The sequence below is a fragment of the Trinickia sp. Y13 genome, assembly GCF_029522115.1.
GTDB lineage: Bacteria > Pseudomonadota > Gammaproteobacteria > Burkholderiales > Burkholderiaceae > Trinickia.
In genome coordinates this window covers 193,285-216,422 of sequence record NZ_JAKWFK010000009.1, presented here as the reverse complement: position 1 = coordinate 216,422, position 23,138 = coordinate 193,285, and the positions used below count along the sequence as shown (strand labels likewise).

Sequence of the window (23,138 nt, the reverse complement as noted above, 5' to 3'; positions counted from 1 at the left end):
ATCGCGCTATGCACGAGTCGTCAATGCCCGCGCGCGGGCCGCCCCGCTTTCACCTGGTCCACCCACTGCTCGATGCTGGAAAGATCGGCAGTGCCCCTGATCGATGTCACGTCGCCGTCCGGCGCGATCAACATCGTGCGGGGCACATCCCCGATCCACTTACGATCGACGCTCGCGCGCAGATACTCATCGGCCTCGCCCGCGACACCCCAGCTTTCCACGGCCGCAAGCCCCGCACGCGCGAGCCGCGCCTCGCTCGCCGCAACTGGCGCTTGATCGAAGCGCACGAGCACGAGCGCCACGCCCGGGCGCTGCTTCGCGAACGCTCCCCACTTCGGCAATTCGGCCAAGCAAGGACCGCAGCTCATCGCCCAAATATGGACTACGAGCGGAACGCCCGCGTGCCGCGCGCGGATCTCGGCGAAGCTGTGCGTCGTGAATGGCTTGGGCGGCATCGCCTGCGCTTGTGGATGAAAGCACGCCGAGGCAAGCGTCAATGCCGCGCTCAATAGGAATTTCAACGTGTGTCTCATGATGCATCCAATTCGATGAGCCGGTATCCATGCTCGCGCGTGAGCCACGACAGATACACGCGCTTGCCATCGCCAGCGAGCAACGGCCGGTCGGCGTAGCCTTGCACCGCCTCTATCGTGCGATCCGGCGACCACGTGCGGCCTGCATCGCTCGAATGCCGCACGCGCGCAAGAATGCGCTCGCCGTCGAACTCTTTCCAAGCAAGCCAAACGGACGCTCCTCGCGCGAGCAGCGATGGCCGTCCGGCCTGACGCTCGTCATCGCCCACGGGCTGCGGCGCGGAGAACGAACGGCCTTCGTCCGTCGAGCGCGCGTAAAACAGTCCCTGCCGCGCTTCGCCGCCCGTCATCCAAGCCGCATGCCAAGCACCGTCCGCCGACACCGCGAGCGCCGGCCCATGATGCGGACAGCCCTCGATATGCCAACGATCGACCGCCACTCGGCGCGCCGGGAGCGGCGCATGGTCTTGCGAAAACGTCAGCACCGCATGATCGCGCTCGTCCACGCCGTAAATCTTGCGAAACAGCACGACCGGGCGCCCCGCGCCATCGACGGCCGCATCGAGGCGACAGCACTCGCAGGTGTGATCCTCGCCGATCGCTTCTCCGGAAAACGTCCCACCCGCATCGCGCGACCACGCGTAAGCGATCGCGGCGCCCGGTTGCACGAGACCGCGCTTACCCGCCTGCACCACCGTGCGCTTGTCGATCCAGGCGGCGAAGAGCGTGCCGTCCCGGCTGAAAGCGAGCACCGGGAAGCGTTGGCTCGCCGCAGCGCGCGAAATCGGATGCGGCGCCGAGAACGCGCGGCCATCGGCCGATGTGGCCACCCAGACTTGGGCGTTCCAGTTCTTGTCCTTGAACACGCTGTAGGCCACGACCATGCGGCCCTTCTCGTCCACCGCGAGTTGCGGATGCGCTTCGACACCCGCGTCGAGGCGCGAGCCGTAACGGCCGATCACGATAGGGGCGCTGAAATGCCGGCCGCCATCGACCGACGACGCGATCGATACGGCGCCGCCCGCCGACCATGCAAGCCACAGCTTGCCGCGCGCATCCAAGAACGGCGTGGCGGCGCTCGCGCACTTCAGCGAAAGATCGACACATGTCTCGTCCCCGCTGGCGCCCGCGTGCATACCCGGCATATTGCGCATATCGTGTGCGGGCGCTGCATGGCTGCCCACGATGAGCGCCATGCCGGCGAGCATCGCTCGCCATCGCCCTGCCGCTCGCTGCATGCGCGGCATGGCATGAGGCGCCGCGTGCCGACGAAGCACGAGGCCACGACGGGCATCACCGGTTCCGCAACTGCCGACGTAGCCACCGTTCCCACCGCTACCGCCAACGGCAACCCTTCGAATCCAAGAAATGCATTTCATCATCGTTCTCCTAGCGCTCCACACCGGGATCGGTGATGAACCCCACCTTGGCCAGCCCCGCGCGGTTTGCCGCGGAAAGCACCGTTGCGACGCGCTCGTAGCGCGTCATGCGATCGGCAACGAGCCGGATCTCGGGCTGCGGCGCCTGCTTTGCCGCGACGGACATCGCACCGGCCAATGCCGTGTCGGCGAGCGGCCTGCCGTCCCAGCGGATTTGCCCGAGCGCATCGATTTCGACATTCACGTGAGGCGGCCGCACATCCTCGCGCTGGCTACTAGCCTGAGGCAGCGCAATTTTGGCGGCGTGATGCAAGACCGGCAGCGTCACCATGAAGACGACGAGCAGAACGAGCATCACGTCGATCAACGGCGTCATGTTGATGTCGGCCGCGAGCGAGGCCGGCCCGTCCAGGTTCGAGAAGTCGTCCATCACGCGCGCCCTCCCGCCACGAGCTGGGCCGCCCGCTTGCGCGGCCATGGCCTTGCGCCCGTCAACAGCAACGCATGCAAGCCATGCGCAAAACGATTGAGTTTGGCGACGATGCCCCTTGAGATGCGCGTCAACGCGTTATAGCCGAGCACCGCTGGAATCGCGACCATGAGGCCCAAGGCCGTCATCACCAGCGCTTCGCCAACCGGGCCGGCCACGTGATCGAGGCTTGCTTCGCCGCTCGCGCCGATCGCAACCAACGCGTGGTAGATGCCCCACACCGTGCCGAGCAACCCGACGAATGGCGCGGTCGCGCCAATTGAAGCAAGCAGAGCCAAGCCGCGCTGCAGACGCGCGGCCGCGTCCTCCACCGAGGAGCGCATCGTGCGCGCGAGCCAATCGCTAAGCTCGATTCGCTCGTGCAGCCGCGGCCGATTGGCCTCATGGTGAGCCACCGCCGCCTGCCCTGCGTCCGCCAAGTCGTAAAACAATGAACCGGGCCGGCCGAGCGTCTGCATGCCCGCTTCGACATGCTGCGCGTCCCAGAAATGCGCATCGGCATGCGCGGCGTGACGTGCGATATGCCGCAACTCGATGCCTTTGAGCACGATCACAGTCCACGACGCGATCGACATCGCGAGCAGCAGCAGCGCAATGCCGCGCGTCATCCAATCGCCTTGCTGCCAAAGATGAAACAGTCCATAGGTTTGCATGGCTCACATCTCTAATCGTTGAGGTTGAACGTGACGGGCACTTTGGCCGCCACGCGAAAGGCAACGCCGCTTTCCAGATACGGCGAGCATGTGCTCGCGGCCACCGCTTCGCGGGCCGCTTCGTCCAAACGTTCATGACCGCTCGTCTCGGCGATGCGGGTCGATTCCACGCGTCCCGTCGCCGCAACGACGAGTTCGATCAGCACCGTGCCCGTCTCCCGCATGCGGCGCGAGAGCGCCGGATACGCAGGCTTGGCGATCGCGCACGCGAGATGCGCGACCGACTTGGGCACCGAGGCTAAGGCGCCACCCGCCTCGGCGCTTTTTTTACTCGTCGAAGCAGCGGCGCCTTCGGTTGTATCGGTAACGGCCGGCACCGACGAATCGTCGATGCGTCCTCGCGGCGCGGCCGGGGCCGGAGCCGGATCTAGGGCCGGCCCGGGGCGGGGCGTGATCGCGGGCGACGGCGTTTGCGACGCAGGCGGCGTGCGCGTCGGCATGGGATGCGTCGCGCTCTCGTGCGGCGTTGCCGGGCGCGCACGCGCTTTGCTGGGGTGCGTCGGCGCGGCGTCGACGGGCGCCGGCGCGGGGTCGATGGGCAACGCGCGCGCAATCAGTTCGGCGGCTAGAATGTGCGCCGGCTGCGCCCTATCGGCCTGCCGCTGCGCGGGCGCTGCCGCAAGCAACGCCAGCACGGCGCCCACATGCGCGGCCACGACGAGCAACAGCGCGGCAAGCGGATGCCGCAGGCGCGAGCGCTCTGCAGCACAAGGGCGTGCGTCGAGCGAGCCGCGCGCCGCGCCGTCCAAGGTTCTGGTTGGCGCAGTCATATCTTGAGCTTCGCTTCGAGGTAGAACGTGCGGCCGGGATACGGGTGATAAACGAAATAGCGCGCGTCGAAGATATTGTCGATGCCCACGCCCAGCTCGCTCGCCTTGGTCGGGCGGAATGTGTATTTGGCATCGGCGACGACGTAGGTGCTCGTTCCGCCATACACATTCGGATTCGAATCCGTGTTGGTGAGCGTGTTGTATTGCCGCCCCGAGTATCGGGCCGCCAACATCACGGCCGAGCGCGCCCCTAGGTGATAGGTCGTCGCCAAATCGATGCGCCACAATGGGACGCGATAGAAATACTTCCCGACCGACGCAGGGTTTTGCGCATTGGCGATGATCTTCGATTGCGTGTAAGCCACACTCGCGAGCAGATCGAGCCCGCGCACCAGCACGTCCTCGCCTTGATAGCTCGATTCGATGCCGCGCGAACGCACCTTGCCGATGTTCTGATAGTTGGTGACGTTGGGGATGACCGTCGTATCGGTCTGGCTGAAGATCGAATTTTTGACGTCGTCCTGGAACAACGAGAGACGCACGAGTCCGCCCCAATGCGCCCACTCGGCCGTCAGTTCCTTGACCAGATCGTCTTCGGGTTGCAAATTCGGATTGTTGTTGACGATCGACGATCCGTTGATCTGTCCTTGGAAGAGTTCGCCGACCGTCGCAAAGCGATAAGCGCGGCCGATCGATGCACGCAGCGTGAGGTCCTGCGCCACGTCGAACGAGAGCGAAAACTTAGGTGAAACATGGCGCTCCCGCGCGTCGGCGTAGGGCAGCGCCGCGCCCCGGAGCGCCTGATAGCCGCCGTAGGCATGCCAGTCCTCGTAACGCAACCCGTAGACGAATTTGAACCGCGGCAGGAATCGCCACGCGTCTTGTGCGTAGAGCGCCTGGGTTTCGGTCTTGCCCGCAAAGGCGTTGTTGAACGCGCCCGCGCCGCCGTCGCGCCAAGCGACGGTATCGTAGGTCCGGTTCTCCACGAAGTAGTTGTCGTAGTGATATCCGAATGCCAGACGATGGTTCGCGATGCCGGCCTTCGGCGAGAGCGGCGTATAGGTGGCCTTCAGATCGAGCGTCTTCCATCCCGTGCCGTCGCCGTAGGTGATCGCGCCCGCGCCGTTGCCCGGTCCACCGGCATTGGCCGTGCGCGCCACGCTGTTCGTGACGTCGTAATACGAAGCGATCGCTTCGCCGTTCCAGCCCGTCGCGTTGCGTGTGGCGAGCGAAACGCCATAAAGCCAATTCTCGCTCCATCCGCTGCTCGGCGCGAACGCCGCGGCAGGAATCGTGTACTCGGCGCCGCCGATCACTACTTTGCCGCTGTAGACGGGGTTGCCGTTCGCGTCGACGAGAAACGTCGAGGTTGCGTTGTCGTACTTGCGATGCCAATAGCCGAGCGTAAAGCCGCCTTGCAGCCACGGGGTGAATTCGTATTGCGTCTTCAGCTTGAATTGATCCTGGACGGAATGCTGAATCCCTTCGCCGTTGACACCGATGACAGCCGTGGGCGCGCCGTTTTGGTTGTTGTAGAAGTAAGCGCCCGTCACGGGCGTGTCGCCCGCGTTGGCAGGCTTCGTCGATTGGGCCAACGTGGCGAACTGCAGCGGCTGGCTCGTGTTCTTCAGATGGTTGACGCCCAGCAAGTACGAGAATTTGCCGATGCGATCCCCGATCGTTGCACTTGCCTCAGTGCCATTGAAGCTTTCGTTCACGCCGTACAAGCTGAAGTGCTGCGTGAACGCTTTCACGTCCGCATCGGCTTCGAAGCGCGTCGGCATGCGTGTCGTGATCGCAACGGTCGCACCGAGGGAGTTGCCCGGATAGAGCGCGCTGAAGGCGCCGTACAGGACGTCGACCTGCGCGATTTCATCGGGGAACACCATCGACCAGCGAGGCGCAAACGAATAGCTGTTGCCGAGCAGGTTGCTCAGCAGCAAGCCGTCGGCATACACGAGCGCGCGCGCGCTTTGCACGTTGCTCGTGCCGCGCACGGCGACGATCGAATTCGGGTCGCCGATGTAGCGCTTGCGCACCGCGAAGTTCGGCATGTATTTGAGAACGTCTTCCGTGTTGACGACGTTCCAGTTCTCGAACTGTTCGCGCGAGACGCTTTCCACCGTGGCGGGCGTGTCCGGATCGACGGCCGGCGGCGCGCCCGCGTGCGCCTCGCCGCTTGCGCTGACCGTGACCGCCGGCAGCGTGATGGGGTCGGCCGCGGGCTCGGCAAACGCAGCGGATGAAAAGAACGAGAGCGGCAATATCCCCACTGCTGCCTGCCGCGCACACTTGCGCGCGCGAGCGCACGCGCTTTGCCATGCAAAGTCGAGCATGATGAATTCCTGGAATCGATGGACGAGCGGCCGCACGCGCCTTGCAAGGCACGTCTAGTCATGCGGCCGGAATCGATGGATCAGGAAAAGACGGGGGGCTCGCGGGCACGCCCGCTCGGGAATGCGCCGAGCGGTATCGCGCGTTCGGTGGGTGCAAGAAATGCCGCGAACGCGACGAGGACGACCGCAGCAGGCGCTGCGGGCGCGAGCGCAGGCAACGCGGCGTGGGTGGCGAGGAGGTCGCAATAGCCGCATGCGCTCGTTGCGGGCGTCTTCTCGAGATGATCGCCGCGATCGGTCAGGTCGCCCGACTGCGCACCGAGTTGCAGTTCGGCGCAAGCCTGCTCGGTCGAGCGATCCTGCATGTGGTGCGACAGCGCGTGAGCGTGCGCGTGACGCTGCTGGTGTGCCAACACCTGGCTCACGATAGGCGCGGAAAGGACGAGCCACATGGCAAACAAGCCAAGCCATGCAGTCAACCGCCTATGTGAAAAAAGATGCATTTGTCACACCACAAATAACTTGTCAAAGTCTAGCATTGGGCTAGTGCCGATGACAGTTCATGGGGGTGAGGCCGTTTGACGCTTGCTCTCGGTCAATTCGGCGTCGCGCTTATCCTCCGATCGTCATATGAAAAAAGGCGGCCTCCCAGAGCCGCCCTTGCCTGCCTGCACCGTCAGTGGCCATCGCGCCAGCCGTGGCCCCCACGCCCGCCGCGGCCACCATGCCAATCGTGGTCGCGATGCCAGCCGCCCCCCCCGCCGAACCCGATGCCGATTCCGACAGAGGGCTCCGCGTAAGCCGGGTAGGCCGGATACGCGTAGTAGCCCGGCGCGTAACCGTAGTCATAGCCGTAGGCGGGCGTCGCCGGCGCGACGACACATCCCGTCAAGGCACCGCTCAAAGCCACGGCTGCTACGGCATAAGTTAGAACAACGAACGACTTCTTCATGATTCTCCTCCTTGCCCCTTAGATCGGCGCCGAGCGCGTGCGTTCGAGGGCGATTTGTGTCAGCGCGTAAAAGCTGTAATGAGGGCCGTAATGTGGGATGAAGCGGCGCGCGAAGCTCGGGCAAATGACGCGCCATCGCTCAGCGGCACGCGCCGTCCGCGCGTTCTCGGTGAAATCTCCTAGAATTTTTGTAATAGCTCATTTGCAAGGAGAGCGTCATGGCTCAATCGATAGGAGACAGTGTCGTCGGCGTCATTCTCTTGATCGCCGTCGCGATCATCGTCGCGTCGCACTATCACCGCGAGCATCAAAAAGCGCGATGGCTGCACAGAATGGACAACACGCGCCTGTGGGATAGGCTCAGGCATCGCCATTGACGCGCAGGGAGAACAACATGTCGGAAACAGACGCCCTCTGGCAGATGACGCAGTACGAGGGCTTTGAGATTCATGTCGCGCCGCAAGGGCAAGATCATGAGGGCCAAGCGCCGCCGCAGGCCTGCGCTTACACCTACGTGGGGTACGTCTGCCATCCGGGTGCGGATCCGAAATTGCCGGGCCACACCGTGCCCTTTCATGCAGACGGCGATGTCAGCTTTCCGAGCGCCGAGGCCGCGGTCGATGAAGGAATGCATGTGGGACGCACGATCGTCGACGGGACGCATCCGGACTTGTCGGTACTGTCCCTCGTAACGAGCGGCGTATAGCGTCGTCTCGCGCAACCGGCCCTGCGGCCGGGTCAGTCGAGCGCGACGACCAAGGACGCGAACGCGCGCTCGACGTCTTCCTCGCCGGTGCGCCAGTTCGAGAACGCAGCGCGCATGCCCCATGATCCGGCGTAGCAGGTCGGCGAAACAAATGTCTGACCATGGTCGCGCACGGCCGCCACGTAGGCCTGCACGCGCGCCGCATTCACATGATGCGGATGCATGCCAACGTGCATTGCGGGCGGGCACGCCGCTAGCGCTACGCCGCCTGCTGCTGATACTGGATTCGATGCAAATGCGCGTAGAGCCCGTTTTGCTGCAGCAATGCATCGTGGCTGCCCTGCTCCACGATGTGGCCGGCCTCCATGACGAGGATGCGATCGGCGCGCTCGATGGTCGAAAGCCGATGCGCAATCACGAGCGTCGTGCGTCCTTTCATCAGCGTCTCGAGCGCCGCTTGCACGTGGCGTTCCGATTCCGAATCGAGCGCCGACGTGGCTTCGTCGAGAATCAAGATCGGGGCGTCCTTATAGAGCGCGCGCGCAATGGCGAGACGCTGCCGCTGTCCGCCCGACAGCCGCATGCCGTTGCCTCCCACGAGCGTGTCCATGCCTTCGGGCATCGCTTCGACCGTGTCCCACAAGTTCGCCGCCGCGAGGGCCGCGTGCACCCGCGCGCGATCGGGCGCGCCGCCGTAGGCGACATTGGCCGCGATCGTGTCGTTGAACAACACGACGTCCTGACTCACCATCGCGATGTGGCTGCGCAAGTCGTGGAGGTCGTATTCGTGGATCGGCACGCCGTCGACGAGAATCTGCCCGCTCGCCGGCGCGAAAAACCGCGGAAGCAGATTGACGAGCGTGGTCTTGCCGCTACCCGAGGGACCCGCGAGCGCAATCATCTCGCCTGGCGCGGCCGTAAACGACACGCGGTCGAGCGTCGGACGATCGGGGGCGCCGTAACTGAACGTCACGTCGCGAAATTCGATTTCGCCACGCGCGTGTTCGAGCCGCCGCGTGCCCCCTGCCGGCTCGAGGGGTTCATCGATGAGGCCGAAGATCAATTCCGCGGCCGTCATCCCCCGTTGCAGCGGTTGATTCACGTCGATCAAATGCTTGAGCGGCGAAATCACGAGTAGCATCGACGTGACGAAGGCGACAAAACCGCCGACGGTCGTCTGGTTGTGCGCCGACTGCACCACGGCGACCGTGATGACGATGGCGAGCGCGAACGAAGCGAGAATTTGGGTAAGCGGCTGCGCCAGGCCGCCGGCCACCGTCATGCGCATGGCGTAGCCGCGCAAGCGCTGGCTCATCGCGGCGAAGCGGCCCATCTCGTACGATTCGCCGTTGTGAACCTTGACGACCTTGTAGCCCGCAACTGTCTCCTCGACAATGTACGCGAGCTCGTTCGTGAGCGTTTGCTGCTCTCGGCCGAGCCGCCGCAGCCGCCGGTTGATCTTGCTCACGAGCCAACCGATCCCGGGCAGGATCAGCGCGACGATGAGCGTCAAGCGCCAGTTCAAATAAAACAGATAGCCGAGCAAGAAGACGACCGAAAGCGAGTCGCGCACGAGCGTCACCATCACGCTCGTCAAGACGCTCAGGATTTGATTGACCTCGAAGACGATCGCATTGATGACCGTGCTGGCCGTCTCGCGCTGAAAGAACGAAGCGCTCGTGTGAATCATGCGCTGGAACATATCGAGCCGCAGTTGCAGCAAGATGCGGTTCGAGACGTACGACAGCAAATATTGCGACGCGTATTGCGACACGCCGCGCACGATCGCTAGACCGATGACGGCGAGCGGGACATACCACTTCGCCTGCTGGCTCGCATTCGCACCGAAGCCGCGATCGAGCAGCGGCTTCAAGAGCGCGGGGATGCCAGCGTCGGTGGCGGCCGACAGCCCCATCGCGGCCACGGCGAGCACCATGACCCAAACGAGGGGTTTCAAATAAGGCCACAACCGGCGCATCACGGCCGCCGTCGACGTTTGCGCGCCGCCGACCGATTTTCTCAAAGTGGCTCGGTTTTCCAATCTATTCCTTCAGGGTTGCGCGCGGGTATCGCGCGGTGGTGCGCGCCAGAGCAAGGCCTGCGACCAAAAGCGACACATTATAAGGCCGCTCGGCGAGGCTCGAGCGCGGGGCGCCCGGCGCCGGCCGGTATACTGGCGCCTTTCCCGACACCCGAGCTCGCCTGCCGTGACTTCGCCGCCGACAGCCCCCGTTAGCGCACAGCGCCCCTCGCTGGGAGTCGCGATCATCGCATTGAACGCGCAAGCGAGAATCGCTCAGTGTCTGGACGCACTGAGCTTTGCCGACGAGATCGTCGTCGTCGACGGCGGCAGTACCGACGCGACGGCTTCCCTCGCGCGCGCGCATGGGGCCCGCATCATCGTCGCCCCCGATTGGCCCGGCTTCGGCCCTCAAAAAAATCGGGCGGTCGCCGCGCTCGACACCGACTGGATCCTGTCGATCGACACCGACGAAGTCGTGACGCCCGAACTCGCCGCATCCATTCGACAGGCGCTGGACTCGCCCGTCGCAAGCGTCTATGCGCTCGATCGCCTATCGAATTTTTGCGGGCGCTGGGTGCGGCACAGCGGTTGGTACCCGGACTGGGTGCCGCGCCTGTTCAAACGCGGCGCGGCGCGCTTCTCGGACGACCTGGTCCATGAGCGGCTGGTCTTCGAGGGCCGCGTCGGAAAGCTCGCCGGCCGCCTGCTCCATTACTCCTACGACGATTTCGAGGCCGTGCTGCGCAAGATGGACGCGTATTCGAGCGCCGGTGCGCGTCAGCGCCTCGCTGCGGGCAAGCGCGGCGGGTTTGCCCGCGCACTCGGGCGCGGCGCCTGGGCGTTCGTGCGAACGTACGTGTTGCGCGGCGGCGTTTTGGACGGACAAGCCGGATTCATGATCGCGCTTTTCAATGCGGAAACGGTCTACTACCGCTTTCTGAAGCTGGGTCACGCCCATGACCGCTCGGCACACAGTCCGTAACGCAGCATGGCTAGTGGTAATATCGGCGCGTTTTCCCGCCGCGCCACGGCGCGCATGGGCCGCGTCCCCTTTCCGAAGTCAGCAACCTCCGGTCGATGTTTTCCATCATTATCCCCACCTGGAATAACCTGCCTTACCTGAAGCTCGTGGTCGACAGCCTGCGTCGCCACTCGCAATACGAGCATCAGGTGATCGTGCATATCAACGACGGCACAGACGGGTCGCTGCAATGGGTGCGCAGCGAGGGCATCGAGCACACCGCTTCGCCTGCCAACATCGGCATCTGTCATGCGGTCAATCTCGCCGCCGCCCGCGCGCGACACGATTACGTCGTCTACATGAACGACGACATGTACGTCTGCCCAGGCTGGGACACAGCGCTCGTCCGGCATATCGAGAAGATGCCCTCCGATCTCTTCCTGCTGTCGGGCACGATGATCGAGCCGGTCGATACGCGCAATCCATGCGTCGTCGTGCATGACGCTGGACGCGATGCCGACACATTTCGCGCCGAAGCGCTGCTGGCCGCTGCGCCGCGGCTCGTGCGCGGCGACTGGCTGGGCGCCACTTGGCCGCCCACGCTCGTGCATCGCGATTGGTGGAACAAGATTGGTGGTTACAGCAGCGAGCTCTCCCCCGGGATGAGCAGCGACAACGATTTCTCCATGAAGCTCTGGGACGCCGGCTGCCGTACGTTCCTCGGCGTGGGCGATAGCCTCATCTACCACTTTCAGCAGAAATCCACGGGCAAGGTGGTCAAGAACGATGGCCGCCGGCAATTTCTGAACAAATGGGGCATGACGCAATCGACGTTCGATCGCTACTATCTGCGCCGCGGGCAACCGGCAACAGGGCGGATCGAATTGGAGACGCCCGCCGTCCGCGGCAAATTGAAACGCGCTTTGATCCGATCGCGACTCAAACGCGCGCTCTCGCTAGGCTAAAAGGTGAGGCTGCAGCTTCGCAGCCCGTCAGCTTTGACTCGCGGGCCGCTCTCGCCCGGGCGCCCGCCATCTGCATTAAGGGGACCGAGTTGCATCAAGTTTTGAGGGCGCCCGCGGCGCCGCGCCCGTCGTACCGACTTTCCGCTGCACGCGTCTGCGCGGTCACCGCGCTCTGTTGTGTGCCGATATCGACGGCGCTGACGAACATCGCCTGCGGCCTTTTCGCGTTGCTACTGCTGAGCACGCCCGAATTCTGGCGCAAGTTGCCGTCGTTACGGCGTCACGGCGCGGCAATGGCGACGCTGGTGCTTTTCGCCGCGTTGGCAGGCAGCACGTTTTATAGCACCGCAGGCCTGCACGAAGCTTGGTCATGGATGGGCAAATACCTCAAGCTTCTGCTCGTGCCCTTTGCCATCCTCGCCTTCGCCGATTCGGAATGGGATGGCATCGTCCGCTGGGCGCTGTTCGCGACGCTCAGTACGACGCTCGTGCTGTCGACGACCAATTATCTCGGTCTTACGCATATTGGGCCTTCGTACATTGCGTCGGACCCGGTCGCACACGCGCTGGTGTTCAGGAATCGGATCGCGAACGGACTCTTCGGCGCGTTGCTGTTCTATCAAGCCGCAGACCTAGCGCTCGCGGCGCCGGGTACGCGCGCACGCTTGATCTACGCTGGCATCGCCGCACTCTCACTGGCGAACGTACTGATCATGTTGCAGGGGCGCACGGGGCAAGTCATCGTCGTGCTGTTCGCGCTTGCCGTGGCTGCCCGCGCCGCTTGGCAGGCGCGGCGGCGGCTCAAGGCATGGACCGCGCTGGGCGCCGCCGCGCTGCTGGTCGTCACAATCAGCCTCGTCGCCTATGCCTGCACGATGCACGGCAGCCGAATCCGGGAAGTGGCCGGTGAAGTTCAGGCGTACCGCCAAAGCGATGCGATAACGTCCACGGGCTTGCGTCTGGAATGGTACGGAAAATGTCTTGAACTGATCCGCGCGAGGCCCCTCGCCGGGTACGGCGCGGGCGGGCTAGGTGCCGAATTCGCCAAGTTGACCAAAGACGAGACGGGCGCCAAGGGCATCGACACGCAGAACCCGCACAACGAGTACCTGCTGATGGCTGTCCAACTGGGCATACCCGGCGCCCTGCTGTTCGTGAACATGCTCGTTCAAATGGGCCGCCACGGCGCGCGACTCGAGCCCCACTCGCGCCAATTGCTGCTCGCATGGCTGGCCGCCTTCGCCATCGGCAGCCTCGCAAACTCGCTGTTGCTCGACTTCGCCGAAGGGCATATGTTCGCGCTGCTAAGCGGCATCCTGCTCGGGTGCGGGTATCGCAGCGGTGCGCGCAGCGTCGCATCGTCGCGCGAGTCGCCCATGGCTCGCCAGGCGACGGCCCGTTGAGTCAGGACGTGGCCACGCTCGCCTCCCGGCTAGTGCTGGCCACCGAGAGGGCCAAGGGCCGAGGTGTCGACGATCGCAGTCGTGCCTCCTGCTTCTCCTTCGGCGAATGCCCCTGGCATCGACAACGCGAGCATCTGCGTCATCGCGCCAATCACGCGCTCGGTCGATAGCGTGACGAGACATTGGCTCGCACTTTCCACGTGCCGTTCGCAGCCCTCTTGCATGCAAGGCACGCAGGCCGCTTCGCCTTGCACCAAATAAACGTTGCCCCGGCGGCCCGAGCCGACGAGCGGCCAGGGATTCGAGCCCGCAGGCCACGCTTTCGGCCACGGCCCCCAGCGCACGGGATCGGACGGACCGAACAGTGCGACCGTGGGCGTACCGGTGGCTGCCGCCATATGCGTGGCGCCGGTATCCGGCCCCACGAAGATCTTTGCCCGCCTAAACAATTCGGCGCTCTCGCCTAGCGAAAATTGGCCGACAAAATTGAGCAGGGTTCCGCCAGCCTCAGCCGCGACCTGCTGCGCGTACTCGCGCTCGGCTGCCGCTGGGCCGCCGCTCATGGCAACGGCGAACCCTCGCGCGCGCAGCCAACGAACCAGATCGGCCCAGCCCTCCACGCGCCAGCGCTTGTAAGCGAACATCGGTGCAGGATGCAACACCGCCAGCGGTTGCCCCGCCACGTCGGAAAAGCGCGCCTCGAACGCGGCCCGGCGCGCCGGGTCCTCGCCAATGCCGGGCGGCACGACTTCTGCGATTGGCTCGATACCAAGCACGCGCGCGACTTCAAGGCTGCTCTCCACCGTATGCGCCGCCGTGTGATAGTTGAGCGCAATGCCGTCGAGCAAGAACCGTTTGAGCCGCGTGACGCGATCGTCGTCGACGAGCCCGACCCGCTGCCTACCCGCGAACCAGCTGTAGAACCTCGGCCGGTCGGAGCTCACCGCCGCGCATGCCAGATCGTAGCGCCGCCAAATGCGCGCGATGTCCGCGAGGCGCTCGCGCAGGCGGGCCCGCTGCGACATGACGATCACGCGGCGCAGGTCGGGGTTGTTCTCGAGCACGCCCTCGGTGCCACGAAAGACGAGCATGTCGATCTGAGCTTCCGGCCACCGGGCCTTCAACGATCGAACGAGCGGCGTTGCCAGCAACACGTCGCCGATACGACGGGTGCATGCAACGAGAATCGTCCGCGGGGGGCGCGACAAGACCAAACTCGACTTCGCGGCAACCGCCGCCAAGGCGTTTTCCGTCATTTCCGTTGCGCTCCTTCCAAAAGCGGACTCGGCAAGATGCTTAACCGCAACGATACGTCGGAGCGCTCGTCGACATCCGACGCCGGGCTCACGATGCGCATCGCCAATCTATCCATGCACGAAAACATGTCGTTTCCCGACAACCCTCGCGCTATGGCAAGGCCGCGACGCGTTCATCCAGCAACGAACGCGCGGCAGCGGCAACTTGCGCAACCGAAATATCATCGACCTTCGGCCCCGCACGCAACAGCACGTGTGGTACTCCGAGCGGATACCATCGCAAGTATTTCTCCGGCCGGTCCTCGAACATCGCGACCACTGGCACGCCCAATGCCGATGCGAAGTGCACAGGTGCGCTATCCGCGGATATGACGAGATCGAGCATGGTCATCGCAGCGATGAGATCGCCTACCGTGGGTGGCGAAAGCACGCGCGCCAGTCCCGGCGCAAATGACTCGCAGGCATTCGGATCACACGGGTCGAGGAAGATCAGCACATCGGCGCGCTCCGCCATCTCCTCCACCAGCCGATGCCACTTCTGAGTCGCCCACCGCCGCTGCTCGGCCTTGTTGCATACGAACAGCCCGACCCGCGGGCGGCGCTTCGGCGCGAGTTCGGTCTCCCATTTGGCTTGCAGCGCCGTATCGGGATACACCCGAAGCCGCAGCGCATCGGGGGCGACCGGAGCAAGCTCCGGCATCAGCGCGAACCCGGACAATGCTTCGTGCCGCATAGGCCGGTGCGCCAGATGCTCGGCCTTGCGATCGTCGAACTCCGTCTCGGCGTCGTGCCAGCGATAGGCCTTCGCGCGCAACTGCCGCGCGAACTGAATGCTGTTCTTGTGCATCCCCCCGTTGGGCACGATCACGAGATCGAATGCGAGCCGCCGCAACCGGAGCACGAGCCGCAGCCGATCGAGCAACGCATTGACCTTCCTCGGCCGATCGTTGCGTTCGCACTGCTTGCTATAGACGTAGGTATGAACCGCCGCGACGTCAGGGTTGCGCTCGAGCACGGCACGGTTGACCTTGTTCGCGAGCACATGGATCTCGGCTTGCGGCCATCGCTGCTTGAGCGCGTGCAAGAACGCGGTCGTGCAAGCCATGTCGCCGAGAAAGTCGATGCGGATGACGAGGATGCGATGCATTTCCAACGGCGCGCTCAATAGACGATTTCGACCGCGCTCGCGGCGAATGCGCCGCGCAAATCCGCCAGCAACTCGTCCGAGGGGCGAACGCGCCAGCCCTCGCCTAGGCGCACTTCGCCTTGCGCACGGGCATTGCTGTATTGAATTTGCACGGCCAGCCCGCTGGGGGCAGCCGCAGGCCGCTGCCGGGCGCCATCGCCGCGCCCGCCACGCGGGGCCGATGGAGCCGGCGGCTCCGCAGGCGCCTCGCGCGGCGCGCAATGCGCCTCGAGCACGCGCTTGAGCGCGGCCGCATCGGCATTGCCGTTCATGCGCAGCTTCACCGCCTGCGCGTAGCGGCTGCGGGCGCGCTCGAGATCCATCACGGAATCGACCGTGAAGCGAATGCCGCCCGTGAATGCATCGTTGCGCGCCTGCCCTTGCACGACGAGCAGCTCGTCTTCCTTGAACAGCGCCTTATTGGCCTCGTATTGTTCGTTGAAGACGGTGACTTCGCATTGGCCCGTGCCGTCGTCGAGCAGGGCGATCAGCATCTTGCCGCGCTGGGTCATCTGGGTGCGCAACGACGCGATGATGCCGGCGACGAGCTTGTCGCGTCCTTCCTTCAGATCGCCGAGCTTCATGCGCACGAAGCGCCGCACTTCGTCCTTGTACGCATCGAACAAGTGCCCCGACAGATAGAAACCCAGCGCCGTCTTTTCTTCCTGCAGCTTGCGCTTCTCGTGCCAAGCGGGCTCGTCGACGAGCTCATGGCCACGCGAGGGCGCATCCCCCATATCGAACAAGCCCGCTTGCATTGCATTGGCGCTCGCCTGCTCGGCCGCTTCCATGGCAAGCGGCACCGAAGCGATCAACTGCGCGCGGTTCGCGTGGATCGAATCGAACGCGCCGGCGCGGATCAGCGCTTCGACCGTGCGCCGGTTGACGATGCGCCGATCGATCCGCGCGCAAAAATCGAACAGATCGGTAAAGGGCGCCTCTTCGCGCGCGCGCAGGATTTCTTCGATCGCGTTTTGACCGCTGCCCTTCACGGCGCCAAGGCCGTAGCGAATCGTGCGCGAGCGCTTGCCGTCGGCCTGCGCCACCGGCTCGAAGCGATAGGCGGAGCAATTGATGTCGGGCGGCAGCACCGCAATGCCGTTCACCTTGCAATCGTCGTAGAGGACCTTGACCTTGTCCGTGTCGTCCATGGCCAAGCTCATGTTGGCCGCCATGAATTCCGCGGGATGGTGTGCCTTGAGCCACGCGGTGTAATACGCGAGCAGCGCATACGCGGCCGCGTGCGACTTGTTGAAGCCGTAACCGGCGAACTTCTCCATCAAGTCGAAGATTTCGTCGGACTTCTCGCGAGTGAGGCCGTTCTTGGCCGCGCCCTCGGCGAAGATCTCCCGATGCTTGGCCATCTCCTCGGGCTTTTTCTTACCCATCGCACGACGCAGCAAATCGGCGCCGCCAAGCGAGTAGCCGCCGATGATCTGCGCCATCTGCATCACCTGCTCCTGATAGACCATGATGCCGTAGGTCTCTTTCAGGACGGGCTCGACGCGCGGATCGGGAAACTCGACCATCTCGCGCCCGTGCTTACGCGCGCAGAAGCTGGGGATCAGATCCATCGGGCCCGGGCGGTACAGCGCCACGAGCGCGATGATGTCCTCGAAGCGGTCCGGCTGCGCATCCTTGAGCATGCCTTGCATGCCGCGGCTTTCCAGCTGGAACACGGCGACCGTGTTGGCCTTCTTCAAGATGGAGAACGAGGCGGGATCGTCCAGCGGCACCTGCGCGAGCGACCAGTCGGCCTTCCCCGGATCGAGCCGGCGAATATACCGTTCGGCCCAATCGAGGATCGTGAGCGTGGTCAGGCCCAAGAAGTCGAATTTGACGAGACCGACCGCTTCGACGTCGTCCTTGTCGTACTGGCTCACGACGCCGCCGTCGTCGCCCTGCGTATAGAGCGGACAAAAATCGGTGAGCTTGCCCGGCGCGATCAGCACGCCGCCCGCGTGCATGCCCACGTTGCGCGTCAACCCTTCGACGCGCTGCGCCAGTTCGAGCAACTGGCGCACTTCGTCTTCGTTGTCGTTGCGCTCTTGCAGCAGCGGCTCTTCCTTCATCGCGTCGGCGATCGTCACGTGCTTGCCCGGTTTGAACGGGATCAGCTTGGCCACGCCGTCGGTGAAGTTGTAGCCGAGATCGAGCACGCGGCCGATATCGCGCACGGCGGCCTTGGCCGCCATGGTGCCGAACGTCGCGATCTGCGAAACCGCATCGGCGCCGTACTTGGCCTTCACGTACTGAATCACGCGATCGCGCCCTTCCTGGCAGAAGTCGATGTCGAAGTCGGGCATCGACACGCGCTCCGGGTTCAGAAAGCGCTCGAACAGCAGGTTGTAGCGCAACGGGTCCAAATCGGTGATGCCGAGCGCGTAAGCGACGAGCGAGCCCGCGCCCGAGCCGCGGCCCGGCCCGACCGGCACGCCGTTGTTCTTGGCCCAATTGATGAAGTCGGCCACGATCAAGAAGTAGCCCGGAAAGCCCATCTTGACGATCGTGCCGCACTCGAAATCGAGCCGCTGGTAGTACTTCTCGCGCTCGCTCGCGCGTGCGGACTCTTCGGGGAAGAGCTCGACGAGCCGCTTTTCGAGGCCCTCTTTCGACAACTGCACGAGGTAATCGTCGAGCGACATGCCGTCCGGGGTCGGAAACAGCGGCAGCTTCGGCTTGCCGAGCTCGAGCGTCAAATTGCAGCGCTTGGCGATTTCGACCGTATTGGCGAGCGCAGAAGGGATATCGGCGAAGCGCTCCGCCATTTCGTCCTGCGTGCAAAACCGCTGCTCGGTGGTGAACCGCTTCGGCCGCCGTGGATTCGCGAGAATGTCGCCCTCGGAAATACAAACACGCGCCTCGTGCGCGGTGTAATCGTCGGCGCTCATGAATTGGACGGGATGCGTCGCCACGACGGGCAGCTTCAACGCCGAGGCGAGCGCCACCGCCTGCTGCACGTATGCCTCGCCGCCCGGCTGCCCGTAGCGCTGCAATTCGATATAGAACGCATTCGGAAACCGCGCCGACCAGCGCTGCGCGTGCCGCTTGGCGGCCTGCTCGTTACCAGCGGCGAGCGCAAGGCCCACATCGCCCTGCTGCGCGCCGGACAATGCGATCAGACCCTCGCTGAGCGGTGAATCGAGCCACGCGGCGTCCAGTTCGGCGCGCCCGCGGTACTGGTTCGTGAGCCAGGCTTTCGTCAGCAGCTCGCAAAGATTCAAATAGCCGCGCCGATCTTTGACGAGCAACAACAAGCGCGAAGGTTTGTCGCGATCGTCCGGGTTCATGACCCAGACGTCGCAGCCCGCGATCGGCTTGATGCCGCTCGCGCGCGCTTCCTTGTAGAACCGAACGAGACCGAACGCGTTGGCGAGATCGGTCAATGCGAGCGCGCCCTGACCGTCCTCGGCGGCGGCCTTGACGACGTCGTCAAGGCGCACGATGCCGTCGGCAATCGAGAATTCGGAGTGGACGCGAAGATGAACGAAGCGAGGATCTGACATGGGCCGTATTGTACATCCGGCCTCCCCCGAAACAGCCCGGCCGAACGGCCAATGACGGAGCGTCGGCGGTTTGCGGGATAATGGCGGTTTCGCCGCCCGGCGCGCCACGCGAGGCTTGGCGCGACAACGCTTCGTTGGCGCTCTGCCGGTCGTCCCGACACCCCTGGGCCGGGATCGTCCAGCCGGCGCGGCCGCTCAAATCATTGCACCACCATCATGCGCATCGTCAATCTCGCCGCCTACCGCTTCGTCTCCATCGACGCCATCGATACCTGGCGCGAGTGCCTCGCCAACCGATGCGAGGCGCTCGGGCTACGCGGCACCATCTTGCTCGCCCCCGAGGGTATCAACCTGTTTCTCGCCGGCACACCCGAGGCGGCCCGCGATTTCATCGCGTTTCTGCGCGGCGATCCGCTCTTCGAAGGCAAGTTCGCCGATCTGCAGTTCAAGGAAAGCTTCTCGGAAACGCAGCCGTTTCGTCGCATGCTGGTCAAGCGCAAGCGCGAGATCATCACGATGAAGAAGCCGGCGATCAAGCCCGAGCTCGGTCGCGCGCCCGCGGTGGATGCCCCCACGCTCAAGCGCTGGCTGGACCGCGGCGAAGACGACGAGGGCCGCCCCGTCGTCATGCTCGATACACGCAACGCGTTCGAAGTCGACGTCGGCACGTTCGACAATGCGATCGACTACCGGATCACGAAGTTCAGCGAGTTTCCGAGCGTCGTCGAATCGCATCGCGAGGCGCTCGAGGGCAAAACCGTCGTTTCCTTTTGCACCGGCGGCATTCGCTGCGAGAAAGCCGCCATCCATATGAAGGAGGCCGGTATCGAGCACGTCTATCAACTCGAAGGCGGCATCCTGAAATATTTCGAAGAGGTCGGCGGGGCGCATTACCGCGGCGACTGCTTCGTGTTCGACTATCGCACCGCGCTCAATCCTCAGCTCGCGCCGACCGAAACCGTGCAATGTTTCGGCTGTCGCGCCGTCGTGACGCCCGAGGCGCAACGTTCGCCGCTTTATACGGCCGGCCAGACCTGTCCCGCATGCCACCCGAACAAGGACACGCCGCAGGCGGCGTGAACGGCCGCGCTACGCCGTCCCCAAGCGGCGCGGCAGGATCGGAGCGGCCCTACCGGGGCCGCTTCGCGCCTTCGCCCACCGGCGAGCTTCACGCGGGCTCGCTCGTCGGCGCACTCGCGAGCTACCTCGATACGCGGGCGCATGACGGCGTGTGGCTCGTTCGCATAGAAGACATCGACGGCCCGCGCACGGTGCGCGGGGCCGACCGCGCCATTTTGGAAACGCTGGCGCGCTTCGGCATGCAAAGCGATGAGCCGCCCATCTGGCAAAGCGCCCGCACCGAGCGCTACGCCCTTGCATTCGCCCGCTTGGAACAAGCCGGCCTCATCTACCCATGCGGCTGCACGCGCAAAGAAATTGCCGATTCGCTGGCGAGCGCGCACGCGCGACATACGACGCTCGCCTACCCGGGAACTTGCCGCCGCGGACTGCGCGGAAAAACTGCGCGCGCTTGGCGCATCCGCGTGCCTGAGGGCACGGATGCCATCGTCACGTTCGAGGATCGCTGGCAGGGTCCGCAGCAACAAGATCTCGCGCTCGAAGTCGGCGATTTCGTGCTCAAGCGGGCGGATGGGCAATGGGCATATCAACTCGCGGTCGTCGTCGACGATGCCGAGCAAGGCATCACCCATGTCGAGCGCGGCGCAGACTTGCTCGATTCGACAGCTCGTCAGATTTATTTGCAACGCTGCCTGGGCGTGCCCACGCCCGTTTATCTGCACGTGCCCGTCGTGGTCGACGCGAACGGCGAGAAGCTCAGCAAGCAGACGGGCGCGCGTGCACTGGCTAACGACGATCCGCTACCGGCGCTCGTCGCGGCCGCGAGGCATTTGGGCCTTGCCCTTCCCGCCGACGGGAACGGCAGCGCCGCGCCCAACGCCCAGCCCTATCGATCGCTCGATGCGTTCTATGCCGATGCCATCGCAGCGTGGCGCCAACGTACGCAGGGGCTCGCCCGTTAGCCGTCGCGGAAGATGAAGCTGTAAGCGCTCAACGCGGGCGCACCGCCCAAGTGCGCATACAGCACGCGCGAGCCCGGCTCGAATTCGCCGCAGCGCACTTTATCGATCATGCCGTGCATCGACTTGCCCTCGTACACGGGGTCGGTCAGCATGCCTTCGGTTCGCGCGCACAACCGAATCGCTTCGAGCGTCCCCTCATTGGGCAAGCCGTATTCGGGGCCGCCGTAGCGCGTGTCGAGGACGACTTCGCTCGGCTCGAGCGCGCGCCCGAGCCCGACGAGTTCCGCCGTATGCTCGGCAATGCGGGCAATCTGCGCACGCGTCGCTTCGGGTTTGGCCGACGCATCGATACCGATCACGCGCTCGGCGCGGCCATCGTCCGCGAACCCGACGATCATGCCCGCTTGCGTGCTGCCCGTCACCGAGCAGACGACGATGTAATCGAAGCGAAACCCCAGCTCGGCCTCCTGCGCGCGCACTTCCTGCGCGAAGCCGACGAAGCCCAACCCGCCCAGCCGGTGCTCGGAGCAGCCCGCGGGAATCGCATACGGCTTGCCGCCGGCCGCGCGCACGCTTTCCAGCGCATCCTCCCAGCTTTTGCGAATGCCGATATCGAAGCCATCGGGCACGAGCCGCACGTCCGCGCCGAGGATGCGCGACAGTTCGATGTTGCCGACGCGATCGTAGAGCGCATCGGGGTAGTTGACCCAGTTCTCTTGCACGAGCACGCACTTCATGCCCAGATGCGCCGCGACGGCGGCGACTTGCCGGGTCTGATTCGACTGAATCCCGCCGATCGACACGAGCGTGTCGCAACCTTGCTCGATGGCCTCGGGCACGAGGTATTCGAGCTTGCGCGTCTTGTTACCGCCAAACGCTAGGCCGCTGTTGCAGTCTTCGCGCTTCGCATAAAGCTGGACCTTGCCGCCCAAATGCGCGCTCAATCGCTTGAGCGGCTGGATCGGCGTCGGGCCGAACGTCAACGGATAACGGGGAAAGCGTTGCAGGTTCATCGAGGCCTCCAGTCTGATCGGGCGGGCGCGGATCGGCGCTGTCGAGCGTGGTCCGACGCGGCATGGCCGCGAAAACAGCGTGCCCCACGCACCGAAAAATGATAGCCAAGCGCGGACGAAATGAGCTTGCGAACTATAGACGGTTCACATATTTTTCCATCGTAAGATCCTGTTTCGACTCAATGACGTTTCTTCGAGGAAATCATGTGCGCAACGAAATTGCGTGACGGCACGCGCCGCACCACATCGCCGCCCCGCTCGAAAACCGCTGCGGCTACTCGCGGCGGGGCGCCTAGGGTCGAACCGCTCTCGCTCCCTCAACTCGATCGCATCGATCGCGCCATCCTCAAAGCGTTGCAGCACGACGCCTCCCTCTCGAACGTCGCGCTCGCACGAAAGGTCAAGCTCAGCGCCCCCGCTTGCCTGCGGCGCGTCGAACGGTTGAAGACGGCGGGGATGATTCGAAGGGTCGTCGCGCTGCTCGAGCCGAAAGCGGTCGGCGCAGGCATGCTCGTCGTGATCGGCATCGTTCTCGATCGTTCGACGCCGGAAGCGTTCGCAGCATTCGAGCAAGCTGCGCGCAATGTTTCAGGGTGCATGGAATGCCACGTCGTCACGGGCGAGTTCGATTACTTCATGCTGGTGCGCACGCGCGATAGCGAAAGCTTCAATCGCCTGCACGCCGAACAGTTGCTCTATCTGCCCGGTGTGCGGCAGATACGCTCGTTCATGGTGCTCAAGGAGATTATGTCGACGACGGCGTTTCCGCTATGACGGCAGGGCCGGGTTCGCCGCGCTAAACACTGCGCCGAGATCGCAACGATTGCGAACGGCAGGTGGCCAATGTAACCTTCGGGGCGATTCGGCGCTCATGGCGCCGTGCTATCCCGCTGGAAGCGGCGAT

At 64.5% G+C, this 23,138-nt stretch carries 22 protein-coding genes; 8 read left to right on the top strand and 14 right to left on the bottom strand.

Features of this window, described 5'->3' with window-relative positions; translation table 11 throughout:
- Positions 1–20 precede the first annotated feature (20 nt).
- The 8 genes from MMB74_RS17660 to MMB74_RS17625 form a co-directional block, all read right to left on the bottom strand.
- On the bottom strand, positions 21–533 hold the full coding sequence (locus MMB74_RS17660; RefSeq protein WP_277429950.1) for a hypothetical protein: 513 nt from the start codon (positions 531–533) through the stop codon (positions 21–23).
- Positions 530–1,729: a sialidase family protein gene (locus MMB74_RS17655; RefSeq protein ID WP_277429949.1), complete on the bottom strand. Its 1,200-nt coding sequence runs from the start codon at positions 1,727–1,729 to the stop codon at positions 530–532. The genes MMB74_RS17660 and MMB74_RS17655 overlap by 4 nt, the downstream gene beginning before the upstream one ends.
- A 193-nt stretch (positions 1,730–1,922) precedes the next feature.
- Positions 1,923–2,342 (bottom strand): biopolymer transporter ExbD, encoded by a 420-nt coding sequence (locus MMB74_RS17650; RefSeq protein ID WP_277429948.1) that lies wholly within the window; start codon positions 2,340–2,342, stop codon positions 1,923–1,925.
- On the bottom strand, positions 2,342–3,055 hold the full coding sequence (locus MMB74_RS17645) for a MotA/TolQ/ExbB proton channel family protein (protein WP_277429947.1): 714 nt from the start codon (positions 3,053–3,055) through the stop codon (positions 2,342–2,344). Before MMB74_RS17645 ends, MMB74_RS17650 begins: the two co-directional genes overlap by 1 nt.
- An 11-nt stretch (positions 3,056–3,066) precedes the next feature.
- Entirely contained in the window at positions 3,067–3,885 is an 819-nt protein-coding gene (locus MMB74_RS17640) for an energy transducer TonB (protein ID WP_277429946.1), read from the bottom strand.
- The gene (locus MMB74_RS17635; protein ID WP_277429945.1) at positions 3,882–6,221 is read right to left on the bottom strand and encodes a TonB-dependent receptor; all 2,340 of its coding nucleotides are present in this window, start codon (positions 6,219–6,221) and stop codon (positions 3,882–3,884) included. Before MMB74_RS17635 ends, MMB74_RS17640 begins: the two co-directional genes overlap by 4 nt.
- Positions 6,222–6,301: 80 nt before the next feature.
- Complete coding sequence (locus tag MMB74_RS17630; protein ID WP_277429944.1) at positions 6,302–6,724, bottom strand: DUF2946 domain-containing protein; 423 nt, start codon at positions 6,722–6,724, stop codon at positions 6,302–6,304.
- Between the two features lie 173 nt (positions 6,725–6,897).
- Positions 6,898–7,173: a hypothetical protein gene (locus MMB74_RS17625; protein WP_277429943.1), complete on the bottom strand. Its 276-nt coding sequence runs from the start codon at positions 7,171–7,173 to the stop codon at positions 6,898–6,900.
- A 218-nt stretch (positions 7,174–7,391) separates the two neighbouring features.
- Here MMB74_RS17625 and MMB74_RS17620 point away from each other — a divergent pair, with 218 nt between their 5' ends.
- A complete protein-coding gene (locus MMB74_RS17620) occupies positions 7,392–7,550 on the top strand; it encodes a hypothetical protein (protein ID WP_277429942.1) in 159 nt (52 codons plus the stop codon).
- A gap of 17 nt (positions 7,551–7,567) precedes the next feature.
- Positions 7,568–7,879: a hypothetical protein gene (locus MMB74_RS17615; RefSeq protein WP_277429941.1), complete on the top strand. Its 312-nt coding sequence runs from the start codon at positions 7,568–7,570 to the stop codon at positions 7,877–7,879.
- Positions 7,880–7,911: 32 nt separating this feature from the next.
- Here the strand turns inward: MMB74_RS17615 and MMB74_RS17610 are convergent, their stop codons facing one another.
- Together MMB74_RS17610 and msbA are read right to left on the bottom strand one after the other, a co-directional pair.
- Positions 7,912–8,103 carry a hypothetical protein gene (locus MMB74_RS17610; protein ID WP_277429940.1) on the bottom strand — a complete coding sequence of 64 codons (192 nt, stop codon included), beginning with the start codon at positions 8,101–8,103 and terminating at the stop codon, positions 7,912–7,914.
- Between the two features lie 35 nt (positions 8,104–8,138).
- Complete coding sequence (gene msbA / locus MMB74_RS17605) at positions 8,139–9,920, bottom strand: lipid A export permease/ATP-binding protein MsbA (protein WP_277429939.1); 1,782 nt, start codon at positions 9,918–9,920, stop codon at positions 8,139–8,141.
- A 166-nt stretch (positions 9,921–10,086) separates the two neighbouring features.
- Here msbA and MMB74_RS17600 point away from each other — a divergent pair, with 166 nt between their 5' ends.
- The 3 genes from MMB74_RS17600 to MMB74_RS17590 all read left to right on the top strand — a co-directional run bounded on the left by MMB74_RS17600 (position 10,087) and on the right by MMB74_RS17590 (position 13,231).
- Entirely contained in the window at positions 10,087–10,884 is a 798-nt protein-coding gene (locus MMB74_RS17600) for a glycosyltransferase family 2 protein (protein ID WP_277429938.1), read from the top strand.
- A gap of 95 nt (positions 10,885–10,979) precedes the next feature.
- On the top strand, positions 10,980–11,828 hold the full coding sequence (locus MMB74_RS17595; RefSeq protein WP_277429937.1) for a glycosyltransferase: 849 nt from the start codon (positions 10,980–10,982) through the stop codon (positions 11,826–11,828).
- Between the two features lie 101 nt (positions 11,829–11,929).
- On the top strand, positions 11,930–13,231 hold the full coding sequence (locus tag MMB74_RS17590; RefSeq protein ID WP_277430037.1) for an O-antigen ligase family protein: 1,302 nt from the start codon (positions 11,930–11,932) through the stop codon (positions 13,229–13,231).
- Between the two features lie 29 nt (positions 13,232–13,260).
- On the opposite strand, the gene MMB74_RS17585 is transcribed toward MMB74_RS17590, so the two are convergent.
- The 3 genes from MMB74_RS17585 to dnaE all read right to left on the bottom strand — a co-directional run bounded on the left by MMB74_RS17585 (position 13,261) and on the right by dnaE (position 19,179).
- A complete protein-coding gene (locus MMB74_RS17585; protein WP_277429936.1) occupies positions 13,261–14,487 on the bottom strand; it encodes a glycosyltransferase family 9 protein in 1,227 nt (408 codons plus the stop codon).
- 151 nt (positions 14,488–14,638) lie between these two features.
- Complete coding sequence (locus MMB74_RS17580; RefSeq protein ID WP_277430036.1) at positions 14,639–15,634, bottom strand: glycosyltransferase family 9 protein; 996 nt, start codon at positions 15,632–15,634, stop codon at positions 14,639–14,641.
- A gap of 14 nt (positions 15,635–15,648) precedes the next feature.
- Positions 15,649–19,179: a DNA polymerase III subunit alpha gene (gene dnaE / locus MMB74_RS17575; protein WP_277429935.1), complete on the bottom strand. Its 3,531-nt coding sequence runs from the start codon at positions 19,177–19,179 to the stop codon at positions 15,649–15,651.
- Positions 19,180–19,395: 216 nt separating this feature from the next.
- On the opposite strand from dnaE, the gene MMB74_RS17570 reads away from it, so the two are divergent.
- Both MMB74_RS17570 and gluQRS read left to right on the top strand, forming a co-directional pair.
- Positions 19,396–20,259 carry a sulfurtransferase gene (locus MMB74_RS17570; protein ID WP_277429934.1) on the top strand — a complete coding sequence of 288 codons (864 nt, stop codon included), beginning with the start codon at positions 19,396–19,398 and terminating at the stop codon, positions 20,257–20,259.
- Positions 20,223–21,221, top strand: a complete 999-nt coding sequence (gluQRS, locus tag MMB74_RS17565) for a tRNA glutamyl-Q(34) synthetase GluQRS (RefSeq protein ID WP_277429933.1) — start codon at positions 20,223–20,225, stop codon at positions 21,219–21,221. Before MMB74_RS17570 ends, gluQRS begins: the two co-directional genes overlap by 37 nt.
- Here the strand turns inward: gluQRS and MMB74_RS17560 are convergent.
- Positions 21,218–22,234 (bottom strand): 1-aminocyclopropane-1-carboxylate deaminase, encoded by a 1,017-nt coding sequence (locus MMB74_RS17560; protein WP_277429932.1) that lies wholly within the window; start codon positions 22,232–22,234, stop codon positions 21,218–21,220. The two genes, gluQRS and MMB74_RS17560, sit on opposite strands and share 4 nt — an antisense overlap.
- 204 nt (positions 22,235–22,438) lie before the next feature.
- Between MMB74_RS17560 and MMB74_RS17555 the strand changes: the two genes are divergently transcribed.
- On the top strand, positions 22,439–23,008 hold the full coding sequence (locus MMB74_RS17555; protein WP_277429931.1) for an Lrp/AsnC family transcriptional regulator: 570 nt from the start codon (positions 22,439–22,441) through the stop codon (positions 23,006–23,008).
- Positions 23,009–23,138 lie beyond the last annotated feature (130 nt).

Excerpts from the sequence above, each read along its gene's own strand:
- MMB74_RS17660 (WP_277429950.1), bottom strand. The coding sequence starts at position 533 with ATGAGACACACGTTGAAATTCCTATTGAGCGCGGCATTGACGCTTGCC.
- MMB74_RS17655 (WP_277429949.1), bottom strand. The coding sequence starts at position 1,729 with ATGGCGCTCATCGTGGGCAGCCATGCAGCGCCCGCACACGATATGCGC.
- MMB74_RS17650 (WP_277429948.1), bottom strand. The coding sequence starts at position 2,342 with ATGGACGACTTCTCGAACCTGGACGGGCCGGCCTCGCTCGCGGCCGAC.
- MMB74_RS17645 (WP_277429947.1), bottom strand. The coding sequence starts at position 3,055 with ATGCAAACCTATGGACTGTTTCATCTTTGGCAGCAAGGCGATTGGATG.
- MMB74_RS17640 (WP_277429946.1), bottom strand. The coding sequence starts at position 3,885 with ATGACTGCGCCAACCAGAACCTTGGACGGCGCGGCGCGCGGCTCGCTC.
- MMB74_RS17635 (WP_277429945.1), bottom strand. The coding sequence starts at position 6,221 with ATGCTCGACTTTGCATGGCAAAGCGCGTGCGCTCGCGCGCGCAAGTGT.
- MMB74_RS17630 (WP_277429944.1), bottom strand. The coding sequence starts at position 6,724 with ATGCATCTTTTTTCACATAGGCGGTTGACTGCATGGCTTGGCTTGTTT.
- MMB74_RS17625 (WP_277429943.1), bottom strand. The coding sequence starts at position 7,173 with ATGAAGAAGTCGTTCGTTGTTCTAACTTATGCCGTAGCAGCCGTGGCT.
- MMB74_RS17620 (WP_277429942.1), top strand. The coding sequence starts at position 7,392 with ATGGCTCAATCGATAGGAGACAGTGTCGTCGGCGTCATTCTCTTGATC.
- MMB74_RS17615 (WP_277429941.1), top strand. The coding sequence starts at position 7,568 with ATGTCGGAAACAGACGCCCTCTGGCAGATGACGCAGTACGAGGGCTTT.
- MMB74_RS17610 (WP_277429940.1), bottom strand. The coding sequence starts at position 8,103 with ATGCATCCGCATCATGTGAATGCGGCGCGCGTGCAGGCCTACGTGGCG.
- MMB74_RS17595 (WP_277429937.1), top strand. The coding sequence starts at position 10,980 with ATGTTTTCCATCATTATCCCCACCTGGAATAACCTGCCTTACCTGAAG.
- MMB74_RS17585 (WP_277429936.1), bottom strand. The coding sequence starts at position 14,487 with ATGACGGAAAACGCCTTGGCGGCGGTTGCCGCGAAGTCGAGTTTGGTC.
- MMB74_RS17580 (WP_277430036.1), bottom strand. The coding sequence starts at position 15,634 with ATGCATCGCATCCTCGTCATCCGCATCGACTTTCTCGGCGACATGGCT.
- dnaE (WP_277429935.1), bottom strand. The coding sequence starts at position 19,179 with ATGTCAGATCCTCGCTTCGTTCATCTTCGCGTCCACTCCGAATTCTCG.
- MMB74_RS17570 (WP_277429934.1), top strand. The coding sequence starts at position 19,396 with ATGCGCATCGTCAATCTCGCCGCCTACCGCTTCGTCTCCATCGACGCC.
- gluQRS (WP_277429933.1), top strand. The coding sequence starts at position 20,223 with ATGCCACCCGAACAAGGACACGCCGCAGGCGGCGTGAACGGCCGCGCT.
- MMB74_RS17560 (WP_277429932.1), bottom strand. The coding sequence starts at position 22,234 with ATGAACCTGCAACGCTTTCCCCGTTATCCGTTGACGTTCGGCCCGACG.
- MMB74_RS17555 (WP_277429931.1), top strand. The coding sequence starts at position 22,439 with ATGTGCGCAACGAAATTGCGTGACGGCACGCGCCGCACCACATCGCCG.